A 14786-nucleotide genomic window follows, 5' to 3' on the forward strand; every position below is an offset into this window, starting at 1 on the left:
GGTCGTGACCTTGGTGGTGCGCTGGCTGCGGTGGTCGTGACCTTGGTGGTGCGCTGGCTGCGGTGGTCGTGACCTTGGTGGTGCGCTGGCTGCGGTGGTCGTGACCTTGGCGGTGCGCTGCCTCGGCTTGCGCTGGGTGTGGTCTCCGAAAGGGCCTCGACCGGCAGCGGGTCTGGGGGTGGCTTCGGGTCTCGGGGTCCGGTTTGGGCTCGTGGGTGACGCAGGATTCTTCCTTTGCGCGAGATCCGTCCAAGATTCTGCGTCTCGCGTGCCGGCGGTGGATGCGCCACCTTCTGAGCGCTGTTCAGGTGGCAGATCCACCGCTGAGCGGGGGAGGGGTGTGAAGGATTCTTCTTTCTCGTGGACCGTTCCACGAGAAAGAAGAATCGTTCGTCTCCCCAACGCAAAGGGCACCCAAGATTCTGCCTTCCCGCGAATGAGGTCGAACGCTTCTGCGTTCACGACGGGATCCCGTAGCAAACGCAGCATCCTTGGCCATTCCGCACACGAACGCAGCATCTTGCGTCCACCCACAGCGCGAGCCACAGCCCGAGACCCGAAACCGACCCCCGCCCAGCCGCCCGGTCGAGGCCTTTCGGAGACCAGACCCAGCGTCAGCCGAGGCAGCGCACCAGCACGACGAGATCCCCTACGGCAGCGCACCAACACGACGAGATCCCCTACGGCAGCGCACCAGCAAGGTCACGACGACTGCAGCCAACGCACCAGCAAGGTCACGACGAACCGCCGCCAGCGCGGCGGCGGGTCGAGACCGCTCAGCGGTCGACGAGGGTGACGTCGAAGCTGTAGAGGCCGGGGCGGTAGGCGTGGCGGCCGAACTCGACGGCGCGGCCGAGGTTGTCGTAGGCGGTGCGTTGCATGGTGAGCAGGGGGGCGTCGACGTCCTCGCGGAGGAGGCGTGCCTCGACGGGGCGGACGCCGCGGGCGCCGATGCTCTGGCGGGCGACGCGGATGACGAACCCGGCGTCGCGCAGGTAGGAGTACAGGCCCTGGGCCTCGAGGTCGACGTCGCCGAGGTCGACGATGGAGGAGGGCAGGTAGTTGTGCATGACGGCGAGCGGCTCGCCGCCGGCGATGAAGCGCAGCCGGCGCAGCGACCAGACGGGTTCGCCGAGGCCGACCTGCAGCTGCTCGGACACCTGCTCGTCGGCCGGCACGAGCAGCTGCTCCAGGACGGTCGTGCGGGGGTGCTGGCCGGCGGCCGCGAGGTCGTCGAACAGGCTGGTGAGCTCGACCTGGCGGCGCACCTGCCCGTGCACGACCTGGGTGCCGACGCCGCGGCGACGCACGAGCATGCCCTTGTCGACGAGCACCTGGATGGCCTGGCGCATCGTCGGCCGCGACAGCCCGAGGTCCTGGGCCATGGTGATCTCGTTCTCGAGCCGCTCCCCGGCCCCGATCTCGCCGGACACGATGGCGCGCTCGAGCTGCTCGGCCACCTGGAAGTACAGGGGCACGGGGCTCGAGCGGTCCAGGGTGATCCGGGGACTCGACATGCACGCAACCTAGCAGCCGAGGTTCAGACGTCAAGATGTCCTGACAAATGCTTGACAGTGACCCAGGACACGGTCCAGAGTCTTCCACGGACGTCATGTCCTGACATTCGAAACCGCCGCTCTTCCCACTCGAGGACCCCCATGTCGCAGATCGCCTCCCGTTCCCGCATCGCCGGTGCCCCCATCTCGTGGGGCGTGTGCGAGGTGCCGGGCTGGGGCCACCAGCTGCCCGCCGACCGCGTCCTCCCCGAGATGCGCGAGCTGGGCCTCGCCGCCACCGAGTTCGGCCCGGAGGGCTTCCTGCCCGACGCGCCGCAGGCCAAGGCCGAGCTGCTCGAGTCCTACGGCCTCGCCGCGGTCGGCGGCTTCCTGCCGCTCGTGCTGCACACCGACCACGACCCGATGCCCGAGGTCGACGCCTTCATCGACGACTGCCTCGCCGCTGGCGCCGGTGTGGTCGTCATCGCCGTCGCCACGGGCCAGGACGGCTACGACGCCCGCCCCGAGCTGAGCGACGTGGAGTGGAAGACACTGCTCGGCCACCTCGACCGGATCGCCGACCGCGCCAGGGAGCGCGGCGTCGTCGCGGCGGTCCACCCGCACGTCGGCACGCTCGTCGAGAACGCCGAGGAGACCCAGCGGGTCCTCGACGGGTCGCACGTCGGCCTCTGCGTCGACACCGGCCACCTGGTCGCCGCCGGCGCCGACCCGGTCGCCATCACGCTCGCCAACCTGGAGCGCGTCGTCCACGTGCACCTCAAGGACGTCGACGCCGCCCTGGCCGCCCGCGTCCAGTCCGGCGACCTCGCCTTCTCCGACGCCGTCTCCCAGGGCCTGTGGACGGTGCTCGGACGCGGCAGCGTCGACGTCGCCGCGATGATCTCCGCGCTCGAGGGCCACGGCTACACCGGCTGGTACGTCCTCGAGCAGGACCTCAAGCTCACCGGCGAGCCCGAGGGAGAGGGCCCGAAGGTCGACGTCGCCGCCTGCCTCGCGTACGTCGAGGGCGCGCTCGCCATGGAGACCGTGGCATGACGCACGAGGTCATCACGCTCGGCCGCTGCGGCGTCGACGTCTACCCCGAGCAGGTGGGCGTGGGCCTGGAGGACGTCGCGACGTTCGCGAAGTTCCTCGGCGGCTCGCCCACCAACGTCGCCGTCGCGGCGTCGCGACTCGGCCACCGCAGCGCCGTCGTCACCAAGACCGGCGACGACCCGTTCGGTCGCTTCGTGCGTCGCGCGCTCGAGGGCTTCGGCGTCGACACCGCGTTCGTCGGCACCGACCCCGACCTGCCCACGCCGGTCACCTTCTGTGAGATCTTCCCGCCGGACGACTTCCCGCTCTACTTCTACCGCCGTCCCTCGGCGCCGGACCTGCAGCTGCGCGCCGACGAGCTCGCCCCCTCCACCGAGCTGTACCGCAGCATCCAGGAGGCGGACATCCTCTGGTTCACGGTGACGGGCCTCAGCGAGGAGCCGAGCCGCGAGGCCCACCTCGCCGCGCTCGAGGCACGGGGCAAGGACCGGCTGACGGTCATCGACCTCGACTACCGGCCGATGTTCTGGTCCGACCCCGCCGACGCCACCGCGGCGATCGCGGAGGTGCTGCCGTACGTCTCGGTCGCCGTCGGCAACCGCGAGGAGTGCGAGGTCGCGATCGGCGAGACCGAGCCGCAGGCCGCCGCCAAGGCCCTGCGCGCAGCGGGCGTCGAGACCGCGATCGTCAAGCAGGGTCCGGCCGGTGTGCTGGGCGTGCGCGGCGACGAGTCCGTCGTGGTGCCGCCGGTGCCGGTCGACGTCGTCAACGGTCTGGGTGCGGGCGACGCGTTCGGCGGGTCGCTCGTGCACGGACTGCTCTCGGGGTGGAACCTGGAGCGCACGCTCCGTTTCGCGAACGCGGCCGGCGCCTACGTGGCCGGCCAGCTCTCGTGCGCGGACGCCATGCCCACGCCCGACGTGGTCGAACAGGTCCTGAGCAACGGGAAGGTCGTCGCATGAGCATCGCCGAGCAGGACCGGAAGGGTCGCGCCACGGTCGACCAGGCCGCGATCAGCCGCATCATCGAGCAACGGGTCAGCGACCCGGCCGCCATCGCCCGAGCCTGGGCCGAGCGTCGCCGTCCGACGTCGCTCGTCGGCAGCACGGGACGCCTCATGCTCGTGGCCGCCGACCACCCCGCCCGTGGCGCGCTGCGCGCCGGCGACGACGCCCTCGCCATGGGCGACCGCGCGCGTCTGCTGGACCGCATGGTCCGCGCGCTCGCCCGGCCCGGCGTCGACGGCGTCCTCGGCACGGCCGACGTGCTCGACGACCTGCTGCTCCTCGGCGCCCTTGACGACAAGGTCGTCATCGGCTCGATGAACCGCGGCGGTCTTGCGGGCACGGCGTTCGAGATCGACGACCGCTTCACCGGCCACGACGCCGCGACCATCAAGCGCGACGGCATGCAGGGCGGGAAGATGCTGTTCCGCATCGAGCCCGACGACGCCGGCACGGTCGCGACGATGCAGGCGTGCGCCGAGGCGGTGCGCGACCTCGCCGAGGCCCAGGTCATGGCGATGGTCGAGCCGTTCATCTCCCACCGCCGCGACGGACGCGTCGTCAACGACCTGTCGACGGCCGCGGTCGTGCGCTCGGCGACCGTAGCCGCCGGTCTCGCGCCGACGTCGGCCTACACGTGGCTGAAGCTGCCCGTCGTCGACGACATGGACGCCGTCCTCTCGGCCACCGGCCTGCCGGTGCTGCTGCTCGGCGGCGAGGTCTCGAGCGACCAGGAGGCGCAGTTCGCGGCCTGGTCGAAGGCCCTCGCGCACCCGGCCGTCCGCGGCATGGTCGTGGGTCGCAGCCTGCTCTTCCCGCCCGACGGCGACGTCGAGGCGGCGGTCGACGCCACGGTGGCGATGCTCTGATGTCGCACGTCGTGCGCAAGGGCGAGGGTGCGGTCGCACCCTTCGTCCTCGACGTCACCCCGAAGAGCGCGGGCTGGGACCACACCGGTCTCAAGGTGCTCGAGCTGGCGCCCGGCGACTCGCAGACCGTCACCGAGGACGGCCACGAGCTGCTCGTGCTCGCGCTGTCGGGCTCGGCCACCGTGGTCGTCGACGTCGACGGCAGCCAGACCTCCTACGACCTGGCCGGACGCCCCGACGTCTGGTCCGGGCCGAGCGACGTGGTGTACGCACCGCTGGGCTCGGCCGTCACCGTCACGTCGGCCGCCGGTGGCCGGTTCGCGATCCCGACCGCCGCTGCCACGGCGCGTCTGGAGCCCGCGTACCTGCCCGCGGCCGACGTGCCGGTCGAGCTGCGGGGAGCGGGCCAAGCGAGCCGCCAGGTGAACAACTTCGGCGTCCCCGGCGTGCTCGAGGCCGACCGCATCATCGCCTGCGAGGTGCTGACGCCCGGCGGCAACTGGTCGTCCTACCCGCCGCACAAGCACGACGAGGAGCGCGAGGGCGAGACCCGGCTCGAGGAGATCTACTACTACGAGGTGGCGAGCGGCCCCTCCGCACCAGGAGTCGGCTACCAGCGCGTCTACGGCCACGAGCAGGCCGAGATCGACGTGCTCGCGGAGGTGCGCGACGGCGACGTCGTGCTCATCCCGCACGGCTGGCACGGACCGTCGATGGCGGCCCCCGGCTACGACCTCTACTACCTCAACGTGATGGCCGGACCCGGCGACGAGCGCGCGTGGCTGATCTGCGACGACCCCGCCCACACGTGGGTCCGTGACACCTGGGCCGACCAGCCGGTCGACCCCCGACTTCCCTTCGGAGGGAACAAGTGACCAGGAACGAGACGGTGCGACTCACCGTCGCCCAGGCGACGGTCCGCTTCCTCGAGGCGCAGCACGTCGAGCGCGACGGTGACACCCACGCCTTCTTCGCCGGCTGCTGGGGCATCTTCGGCCACGGCAACGTCGCCGGCGTCGGGCAGGCGCTGCTCGAGCGCTCGCAGTCCGACGACCCGTCGCGCCTGGAGTTCTTCCACGGCCGCAACGAGCAGGGCATGGTGCACGCGGCCGTCGCCTACGCCCGCCAGTACGACCGTCTGCGCGCCATGGCGGTCACCGCCTCGGTCGGCCCGGGCTCCACGAACATGGTCACGGGCGCCGCGCTCGCCACCATCAACCGTCTGCCCGTGCTGCTGCTGCCTGGCGACGTGTTCGCGACCCGCCCGGCCAACCCCGTCCTCCAGGAGCTCGAGGACCCCTCGAGCATGGACACGACCGTCAACGACTCCTTCCGTGCCGTGTCGCGCTACTGGGACCGTGTGACCCGCCCGGAGCAGCTGCCCTCTGCGCTGCTGCAGGCCATGCGCGTGCTCACGGACCCGGCCGACACCGGCGCCGTCACCCTCTGCCTCCCGCAGGACGTGCAGGCCGAGGCGCACGACTGGCCGGTCGAGCTGTTCGAGACGCGGGTCTGGCACGTCGGCCGCCCGGTCCCGCAGCCCGCGGAGCTCGAGCGGGCCGTCGAGGCCATCAAGGCCAGCCGGCGTCCCCTCGTCGTCGCCGGCGGCGGCGTGATCTACGCCGGCGCCGGCGCCGCGCTCGCCGCGTTCGCGGAGGCCACCGGCATCCCGGTGGGGGAGACCCAGGCCGGCAAGGGCTCGCTCCCGTACGACCACCCGCAGGCGCTCGGCGCGATCGGTGCCACCGGCACCACGGCCGCCGACGCGGTGGCCGCGGAGGCGGACCTCGTCATCGGCATCGGGACCCGGTACAGCGACTTCACCACGGCGTCGCGGACCGTGTTCGCCGCCGACGGCGTCCGCTTCGTCAACGTGAACGTGGCCCGCATCGACGCGCTCAAGCTGTCCGCCGCCACGCTCGTGGCCGACGCCCGCGAGGCGCTCGAGGCGCTCACCGGCGCCCTCGACGGCTGGCGCGTCGACGACGCCTACGCGGAGCGCAACACGGCGCTCGCGCAGGAGTGGGACGCGGTCGTCGAGGCGTCGCACCAGGCCACGTCCGGCGACACGCGACTCGTCCAGTCCGCCGTCCTCGGCGTCGTCAACGAGACCTCCGACCCGCGCGACGTCGTGCTCTGCGCGGCCGGCTCGATGCCGGGCGACCTGCACAAGCTGTGGCGCACGCGCGACCGCAAGGGCTACCACGTCGAGTACGGGTTCTCCTGCATGGGCTACGAGATCGCCGGCGGCCTCGGCGTCAAGATGGCCGCCCTCGACCAGGCCCGCGAGGGCACCGACGAGGACCGCGACGTGTTCGTCATGGTCGGCGACGGCTCCTACCTGATGATGAACACCGAGCTCGTCACCGCGGTGGCCGAGCGCGTGAAGATCATCGTCGTGCTCGTGCAGAACCACGGCTACGCCTCGATCGGCGCGCTGTCGCAGAGCCTCGGCTCGCAGCGCTTCGGCACCCGGTACCGCTACCGCACCGACACGGGTCTGGACGGCGACGTGCTCCCGGTCGACCTCGCGGCCAACGCGGCGAGCCTCGGCGCCGACGTGGTCGTCGCGAGCAGCCTCGAGGACCTGCGCTCGGCCGTGGTGAAGGCCAAGGAGTCGACCCGCACGACCGTGATCCACGTCGAGACCGACCCGCTGGTGCCGGCACCGGCCAGCCCGGCCTGGTGGGACGTGCCGGTCGCGGAGGTCTCCGCGCTCGACTCCACCCGCGAGGCCCGCACCACCTACGAGCAGCACAAGGCCGACCAGCGCCACCACCTGGCGCCCACCGACACCCCTTCCACCGCACAGCAGAGCGAGGACACCCCCCGATGACGTACGAGACCACCTACGACCACTGGATCGGCGGACAGAGCGTCGCCGGCACCTCCGAGCGCGTCGGCGACGTGTTCGACCCGGCCCTCGGCACGCCGCAGAAGGGCGTCCGCCTGGCCTCCGTCGAGGACGTCGACGCCGCCGTCCAGGCCGCCCGCACCGCGTTCACCACGTGGAGCGAGACGTCCGTGACGGCCCGCTCGCGCGTCATGTTCGCCTTCCGCCAGCTGCTCGTGGAGCACGAGGAGGAGCTGGCGCAGGTCATCAGCGCCGAGCACGGCAAGACCCTCGACGACGCGCGGGGCGAGGTCGTCCGCGGTCGCGAGGTCGTCGAGTTCGCCTGCGGCATCCCGCAGCTGCTCAAGGGTGAGTACAACGACCAGGTCTCCGGGTCGGTCGACTCCTACTCCTTCCGCCAGCCGCTCGGCGTCGTCGGCGGCATCACGCCGTTCAACTTCCCGATCATGGTGCCGCTGTGGATGCACCCGGTCGCCATCGCCACCGGCAACACGTTCGTGCTCAAGCCGTCCGAGCGGGTGCCCGGCGCGTCGGCCCTGGTCGCGCGGCTCTACCAGGAGGCCGGTCTGCCCGACGGCGTCTTCAACGTCGTGCACGGCGACAAGGTGGCCGTCGACGCGCTCCTCGACCACGCCGACGTCGACGGCGTCTCCTTCGTCGGCTCCACGCCGATCGCCCGCTACGTGCACGAGCGGGCCTCGGCCGGCGGCAAGCGCGTGCAGGCCCTCGGCGGCGCCAAGAACCACGCCGTGGTCATGCCCGACGCCGACCTCGACTTCGCCGCCGACCACATCGTCGCCGCGGGCTACGGCTCGGCCGGCCAGCGCTGCATGGCCATCTCGGCCGTCGTCGCCGTGGGCCCCACGGCCGACACGCTGGTCGACAAGATCCGCGAGCGCACGCACGTGATCAAGGTGGGCGTGGGCACCGACCCCGACGCCGGCATGGGTCCCGTCGTCACCCGCGCGTCGCGCGACCGCATCGTCGACTACATCGGGCAGGGGGAGTCGGCGGGGGCGAAGGTCGTCGTCGACGGCCGCGACCTCGTCGTCGAGGACCACGAGGAGGGCTTCTTCGTCGGCCCGACGCTCATCGACCACGTCACGACCGACATGAGCGTCTACACCGACGAGATCTTCGGACCCGTCCTCGCGGTCCTGCGGGTCGACAGCCTCGACGAGGCGCTCGACCTGATCAACAGCAACCCCTACGGCAACGGGACGGCGGTGTTCACCTCCTCGGGAGAGGTGGCCCGCACGTTCCAGCGCCGGGTGCAGGTGGGCATGATCGGGATCAACGTCCCGGTCCCCGTGCCCATGGCCTTCCACTCCTTCGGAGGCTGGAAGGACTCGCTCTTCGGTGACCACCACGTCCACGGTCCCGAGGGCATCCGCTTCTACACCCGCGCGAAGGTGGTCACCGCCAGGTGGCCGCACGTGAGCGAGGAGTCCCTCGCCGCCCTCCATTTCCCGACGGCTCACTGACGCCGGGCCCAGAAAGAGAAGGAAACCCCCACCATGAAGAAGCTCAAGGTCATCGGCGCGGTGATCCTCGCCGGATCGCTGCTCGCCGCCTGCTCGGGCACCGGCAAGGAGGACACCGGAGCGTCCAGCGACACGAAGGACCTCACCTACGCGGTCATCACGCACTCCGGCCCCGGCGACGCGTTCTGGGACCGCGTCAAGTCCGGTGCCGAGCGCGCCGGTGACGACTACGGCGTCAAGGTCGACTACAACGCCGACCCCGACCCGGCCAAGCAGTCGCAGCTGATCGACAACGCGGTCGCGCAGAAGGTCAACGGCATCGTCGTCTCGATGGCCAACCCCGACGGCCTCGAGTCGAGCATCAAGAAGGCCGTCGCCGCGGGCATCCCCGTCGTGACGATCAACTCCGGTGTCGACCGCTTCAAGGAGTTCGGCGCGATCACGCACATCGGCCAGTCCGAGACCATCGCCGGCGAGGCCGTCGGCGAGAAGCTCAAGGAGGCCGGTCTGAAGAACGGCATCTGCGTCATCCAGGAGGCCGGCAACGTCGGTCTGGAGGAGCGCTGCAAGGCCGCCGCCTCGACCTTCGGTGGAAAGATGAGCAACATCCAGGTCGACGGCACGAACGACGCCGAGGTCAAGGCCACCATCAAGTCCAAGCTGCAGTCCGACGACAGCATCGACGCGGTGCTGACGCTCGGCGGCCAGTACGCGATCGACGCCGTCGGCGCCGTGGACGAGTCGGGATCGAAGGCCAAGGTCGCGACGTTCGACCTCTCCGAGGACGTCGTGAAGGACGTCGAGGCCGGCAGCATCCTGTTCGCCGTCGACCAGCAGCCCTACGTCCAGGGCTTCCTCGGCGTCACGACGCTCTACCTGAAGTCGATCAACGGCAACGACGTGGGCGGTGGCCAGCCGATCAACTCCGGCCCCGCGTTCGTCACGAAGGACAACGCGGCCGACGTGGCGAAGTTCGCCTCGCAGGGCACGCGCTGACCCCGGGGGACGGGGACGATCCGGGGGATCGTCCCCGTCCCACCCCGGCGGCCCCGCCCGCCGACCACCACCCCGCGCACCGCCCCACCCGTACGATCCCGCTCGGCCCCCGCCGGGCCCCACGAAAGGAGCTGTCATGACGACAGCCACGGCAGCACCAGACGAGAGACTGGCGACCACGTCGACGGTGTCGCGTCTCCTGACCCGCCCGGAGATGGGCGCCGCCGTCGCGGCCATCGCCGTCATGATCTTCTTCTCGCTCAACAGCGACCGCTTCCTCACCACGGCCGGTGCCGGCGTGTGGCTGGAGTCCGCCTCGACCTTCGGCATCATGGCCGTCGCGGTGGCCCTGCTCATGATCGGCGGCGAGTTCGACCTCTCCGCCGGCGTCATGACCGGCTTCACCGCCCTCGTGGTCGGCATCCTGACCACCAACTACGGGCTCAACATCTGGGCCGCGGTGCTCATCGCGCTCCTGCTCGCACTCGCCGTGGGCGCGTTCAACGGCTACATGGTCATGCGCACCGGCCTGCCGAGCTTCATCATCACGCTCGGCACGTTCTTCATCCTGCAGGGCATCGACCTCGCGGTGACGAAGCTGATCATCGGCCAGGTGACCATCCAGGGCATGACCGACGTGCCCTTCTACGACAGCATCCAGCCGGTCTTCGGCGCGTCGTTCACGATCGCGGGCGGCACCTTCTACGTCTCGGTGCTCTGGTGGCTGGCGGTCACCGCGATCGCCACCTGGGTGCTGCTGCGCACCAAGGCCGGCAACTGGATCTTCGCCGTGGGCGGCGCGCAGCAGTCGGCCCGCCAGGTCGGCGTGCCGGTGCTCAAGACCAAGATCGGCCTGTTCATGACCACGGCCGCGGCCGGCTGGCTGGTCGGCATGATCTCGCTGTTCCGCACCTCCACGGTGCAGGCGAACACCGGCGTCGGCCAGGAGTTCATCTACATCATCTGCGCCGTGGTCGGCGGCTGCCTCCTCACCGGCGGCTACGGCTCGGCGATCGGTGCGGCCCTGGGCGCGCTGATCTACGGCATGACCTTCCAGGGCATCACCTTCGCGCAGTGGGACACCAACTGGCTGCGCACCTTCCTCGGCGCCATGCTGCTGGCCGCCGTGCTCCTCAACAACTGGGTCCGGACCCGAGCGGAGACGTCACGATGAGCAACGACACCACCAAGCACCAGTCCACCGACACCGAGGCGCCCCCGGCGCCGGGCACGCCCCTCATCGAGGTCGTCGACATCGGCAAGCGGTACGGCAGCATCATCGCGCTGTCCGACGTCACCACGTCGGTAAGGGCTGGGGAGGTCACCTGCGTCCTCGGCGACAACGGCGCCGGCAAGTCGACGTTCATCAAGATCCTGGCGGGAGCGCACGAGCACACCGACGGCGAGCTGCGGGTCGACGGGAAGGCGACGACCTTCTCGGGACCCCGCGAGGCGCTCGAGGCCGGCATCGCGACGGTCTACCAGGACCTCGCGGTCGTCCCGCTCATGCCGGTCTGGCGCAACTTCTTCCTCGGCTCGGAGCCGAGCAAGGGGTTCGGTCCGTTCAAGCACATGGACGTCGACTTCATGAAGCGCACGACGAAGGCCGAGCTGGCCGCCATGGGGATCGACCTGCGCGACGTCGACCAGCCCATCGGCACGCTGTCCGGTGGCGAGCGCCAGTGCGTCGCCATCGCCCGCGCCGTGTACTTCGGCGCACGGGTGCTGATCCTCGACGAGCCCACCGCGGCCCTCGGCGTCAAGCAGTCCGGGGTCGTGCTGAAGTACATCGCGAAGGCCCGTGAGCGTGGCCTCGGCGTCGTGTTCATCACCCACAACCCGCACCACGCCTACCCGGTGGGCGACCGCTTCATGCTGCTGCGTCGCGGCAAGAGCATGGGCGACTTCCCGAAGAGCGAGATGACGCTCGACGACCTGACGTCGATGATGGCCGGCGGCGCCGAGCTGGAGTCGCTGGCGCACGAGCTGGAGCGCACCATGGGCACCGACTCGGCCGTGGCGCAGCAGCTGAAGGACGAGGTGGGGGCGTGACGCAGGAGACCACGCGGCGCCCGGAGCTGCGCGTCGGCGTCGTCGGCCTCGGCTGGATGGGGCAGGTGCACGCCCGGGCGATGACCCGCCTGCTGCACCACTACCCGGACGCCCCGCTGCGTCCGCGCCTGGTGGCCGTGGCCGAGCCGGTCGACGACGAGCGGACCCGGAGGGCGGTGGACGCGCTCGGCTTCGAGCACGTGCACACCGACTGGCAGTCGCTCGTCGAGCGCGACGACCTCGACGTCGTGTGCGTCACCGGCCCGAACTTCATCCACCGCGACGTCGCGGTGGCCGCGGCTCAGGCGGGCAAGCACCTGTGGGTCGAGAAGCCCGCGGGACGCGACGCCTCCGAGACGGCCGAGATCGTCGCCGCCGTCGAGGCGGCCGGCGTGCAGGCCGCGGCCGGCTTCAACTACCGCAACGTGCCCGCGGTCGAGCTCGCGAAGGAGCTCGTCGCGTCGGGTCGCATCGGTCGCGTGGAGCACTCCACCGTGCGCTTCCTCGCCGACTACTCCGCCGATCCCGACGCCGCGCTGTCGTGGCGGTTCCGCACCGCGACCTCCGGCACCGGCGTCCTCGGCGACCTGGTGAGCCATGCCGCCGACCTGCTGCGTCACGTGGTGGCGGACGTCGAGGAGCTCGTCGTCGACCGCGCGACGTTCATCGCGCAGCGGCGCGAGGCCGTCGCCGGCGCGATGCACTACGAGAAGGGCGCCGGAGCGCTCGGCGACGTCGAGAACGAGGACTACGTCAGTGCGCTGCTGCGCCTCGCCGACGGCTCGCGCGCGGTGCTCGAGTCGAGCCGCGTGGCCGTGGGGGAGCAGAACCGCTACGGCCTGGAGGTGCACGGCACCGAGGGATCGCTGTCGTGGGACTTCCGCCGCATGAACGAGCTCCAGGTGAGCACGCGCGGCGCGGACGGCGCCTACCTGAACGCGTTCTCCACGACGCGCTACGCCACGCCCGGCGACGGCGAGCTGGGCGTCTTCCAGCCCGGCGCCAACAACCCCATGGGCTTCGACGACCTCAAGGTCGTGGAGGCCCGCCGGCTCGTGGAGTCGATCGCGACCGGCAAGCCCGTCGGCGCGACCGTCCACGACGCCCTGTCGGCGGCACGGGTCGTCGACGCCATGATCACCTCCAGCGACGAGAAGAAGTGGGTACGACTGTGAGCAACACCAGGCTGCGCGTGGGTGTCGTGGGCGCGGGTGCGATGGGGGCGGCGCACGCGCGCACGCTCGCCACGTCCGTGCCGGGCGCCGAGGTCGTGCGCGTCTTCGACATGGACACCGAGCGGGCCAAGCAGGTGGCCCACGGTGTGGGCGCCGAGGCCGCCGACAGCGCTGAGGCGCTCGTGGCCGACGTCGACGCGTTCGTCGTCGCCTCGCCCGACTTCACGCACGCCGACCTCGCGGTCGCCGGCATCGAGGCCGGCAAGCACGTGCTGTGCGAGAAGCCGCTGGCCGTCACGGCCGACGACGCACGTCGCGTCGTCGACGCCGAGGTGGCCGCGGGCCGCCGGTTCGTGCAGGTCGGCTTCAACCGCCGCTTCGACCCCGGCTTCGTCGACCTCAAGGCCGCGATCACCGACGGCTCGCTCGGCGACGTGCGCGTGCTGCACGGCATCCACCGCAACGCGTCCAACAGCACCAGCACCGACGACGCCACGCTCGTGACCGGCTCGATGATCCACGAGCTCGACACCTTCCGCTGGCTGCTCGACGGCGAGATCGTCGCGATCCGCGTCGAGTCGCCGGTCGTCGACGGCTTCCGCGACCCGCAGGTCGCGACGCTGTGGACCGACGGCGGCCAGATGGCCACGGCCGAGGTGTTCGTGAACGCGGCGTACGGCTACGACGTGCGCGTCGAGGTCGTCGGCACGGGCGGCTCCGCGTCGCTCGAGCCGCGGCACCCCGTGCTGCGCCGGGTCTCGGGTCAGGGCGGCTCGGCGATCGGCAGCGACTTCGTCGCGCACTTCGCCGAGTCGTACCGCATCGAGCTGGCGGCCTGGGCCGACGCGTCGCTGCGTGGCGAGGTCGTCGGCGCGAGCGCCTGGGACGGCTACCTGGCCAACGTCGTGGCCGCGGCCGGCGTCGACGCGCTGCGGTCGGGCGAGAAGCGCGACGTCGAGGTGCCGGAGCGACCCTCCCTGTACGCACGATGAGCTTCACCCTCGCCATCTGCTCGGAGATGGTGCTGACGGAGCTGCCGCACCTCGAGCGGGTGCGGCGCATCGACGACGCGGGCTTCGCCGTCGAGATCTGGGACTGGACGCAGAAGGACGCCGAGGCGCTGCGTGCGACCGGAGCGTCGTTCACGTCGATGACCGGCTACGTCACGGGCGACCTCACGACGCCAGGCGGTGCCGACGACCTGCTGCGGACGGCCGAGGAGTCGATCCCGTTCGCGCAGGCGATCGGCTGCCCGTCCCTCAACATCCACGGCACGGGCCTGGGGGAGGGCGGCCTGCCGGTGCGGCCCGTCGAGGTCACGACCGGCGAGGACTGGGTCACCGCGGTGCGCACGCTCGAGCGCGTGGCCGAGCTGGCCGAGCGGCACGACGTCACCTACGTGCTGGAGAACCTCAACACGGCCGTCGACCACCCGGGCACGCCGTTCGCCCGGGCCGCCGACACGCTCGCCCTCGTGCGGGCGGTCGGCAGCCCGCACCTGCGGATGAACCTCGACCTGTACCACGCGCAGATCGGCGAGGGGAACCTCGTCGAGCTCGTGCGCGAGGCCGTCCCGTACACGGGGGAGGTGCAGGTGGCCGACGTCCCCGGCCGCTGCGAGCCCGGCACCGGCGAGGTGCGGTGGTCGTTCGTGGCGCAGGCTCTCGCCGACGCCGGCTACACCGGCGTCGTGGCGATGGAGGCGTGGGCGAGCGACCCCTCCGTCGACGGGAGCCGCCGCGCGATGGACGCCTTCCGCGAGGCCTTCACCGTCTGACCTCTGACCCTCCCCCTCGCGCT

13 protein-coding genes are annotated in these 14786 nt (G+C 71.4%); 12 read left to right on the forward strand and 1 reads right to left on the reverse strand.

Translation table 11 applies throughout. The annotated features are described in order from the left end of the window. Positions 1–776: 776 nt before the first annotated feature. Positions 777–1517 (reverse strand): GntR family transcriptional regulator, encoded by a 741-nt coding sequence (locus AC3WRM_RS11305; protein WP_492248523.1) that lies wholly within the window; start codon positions 1515–1517, stop codon positions 777–779. 141 nt (positions 1518–1658) lie between these two features. Between AC3WRM_RS11305 and AC3WRM_RS11310 the strand changes: the two genes are divergently transcribed. The 12 genes from AC3WRM_RS11310 (at position 1659) to AC3WRM_RS11365 (ending at position 14763) form a co-directional block, all read left to right on the forward strand. Further along, positions 1659–2552 carry a TIM barrel protein gene (locus AC3WRM_RS11310; RefSeq protein ID WP_492248524.1) on the forward strand — a complete coding sequence of 298 codons (894 nt, stop codon included), beginning with the start codon at positions 1659–1661 and terminating at the stop codon, positions 2550–2552. Then, positions 2549–3514 (forward strand): 5-dehydro-2-deoxygluconokinase, encoded by a 966-nt coding sequence (gene iolC / locus AC3WRM_RS11315; protein WP_492248525.1) that lies wholly within the window; start codon positions 2549–2551, stop codon positions 3512–3514. The genes AC3WRM_RS11310 and iolC overlap by 4 nt, the downstream gene beginning before the upstream one ends. Then, positions 3511–4425: a Cgl0159 family (beta/alpha)8-fold protein gene (locus AC3WRM_RS11320; protein WP_492248526.1), complete on the forward strand. Its 915-nt coding sequence runs from the start codon at positions 3511–3513 to the stop codon at positions 4423–4425. The genes iolC and AC3WRM_RS11320 overlap by 4 nt, the downstream gene beginning before the upstream one ends. Beyond that, on the forward strand, positions 4422–5300 hold the full coding sequence (gene iolB / locus AC3WRM_RS11325) for a 5-deoxy-glucuronate isomerase (RefSeq protein WP_492248562.1): 879 nt from the start codon (positions 4422–4424) through the stop codon (positions 5298–5300). The genes AC3WRM_RS11320 and iolB overlap by 4 nt, the downstream gene beginning before the upstream one ends. Continuing rightward, positions 5297–7261 (forward strand): 3D-(3,5/4)-trihydroxycyclohexane-1,2-dione acylhydrolase (decyclizing), encoded by a 1965-nt coding sequence (iolD, locus tag AC3WRM_RS11330; RefSeq protein ID WP_492248527.1) that lies wholly within the window; start codon positions 5297–5299, stop codon positions 7259–7261. Before iolB ends, iolD begins: the two co-directional genes overlap by 4 nt. Then, on the forward strand, positions 7258–8763 hold the full coding sequence (locus AC3WRM_RS11335) for a CoA-acylating methylmalonate-semialdehyde dehydrogenase (RefSeq protein WP_492248528.1): 1506 nt from the start codon (positions 7258–7260) through the stop codon (positions 8761–8763). Before iolD ends, AC3WRM_RS11335 begins: the two co-directional genes overlap by 4 nt. A gap of 33 nt (positions 8764–8796) precedes the next feature. Continuing rightward, complete coding sequence (locus AC3WRM_RS11340) at positions 8797–9759, forward strand: sugar ABC transporter substrate-binding protein (protein ID WP_492248529.1); 963 nt, start codon at positions 8797–8799, stop codon at positions 9757–9759. A gap of 136 nt (positions 9760–9895) precedes the next feature. After that, entirely contained in the window at positions 9896–10933 is a 1038-nt protein-coding gene (locus AC3WRM_RS11345) for an ABC transporter permease (RefSeq protein WP_253022740.1), read from the forward strand. Then, on the forward strand, positions 10930–11811 hold the full coding sequence (locus tag AC3WRM_RS11350) for an ATP-binding cassette domain-containing protein (protein ID WP_492248530.1): 882 nt from the start codon (positions 10930–10932) through the stop codon (positions 11809–11811). Before AC3WRM_RS11345 ends, AC3WRM_RS11350 begins: the two co-directional genes overlap by 4 nt. After that, complete coding sequence (locus AC3WRM_RS11355) at positions 11808–12986, forward strand: Gfo/Idh/MocA family protein (protein WP_492248531.1); 1179 nt, start codon at positions 11808–11810, stop codon at positions 12984–12986. The genes AC3WRM_RS11350 and AC3WRM_RS11355 overlap by 4 nt, the downstream gene beginning before the upstream one ends. Next, complete coding sequence (locus AC3WRM_RS11360) at positions 12983–13978, forward strand: Gfo/Idh/MocA family oxidoreductase (RefSeq protein ID WP_492248532.1); 996 nt, start codon at positions 12983–12985, stop codon at positions 13976–13978. The genes AC3WRM_RS11355 and AC3WRM_RS11360 overlap by 4 nt, the downstream gene beginning before the upstream one ends. Then, positions 13975–14763 carry a TIM barrel protein gene (locus AC3WRM_RS11365; RefSeq protein WP_492248533.1) on the forward strand — a complete coding sequence of 263 codons (789 nt, stop codon included), beginning with the start codon at positions 13975–13977 and terminating at the stop codon, positions 14761–14763. Before AC3WRM_RS11360 ends, AC3WRM_RS11365 begins: the two co-directional genes overlap by 4 nt. Positions 14764–14786 lie beyond the last annotated feature (23 nt).

Source organism: Aeromicrobium sp. EU05-FHT14F07, assembly GCF_058790455.1.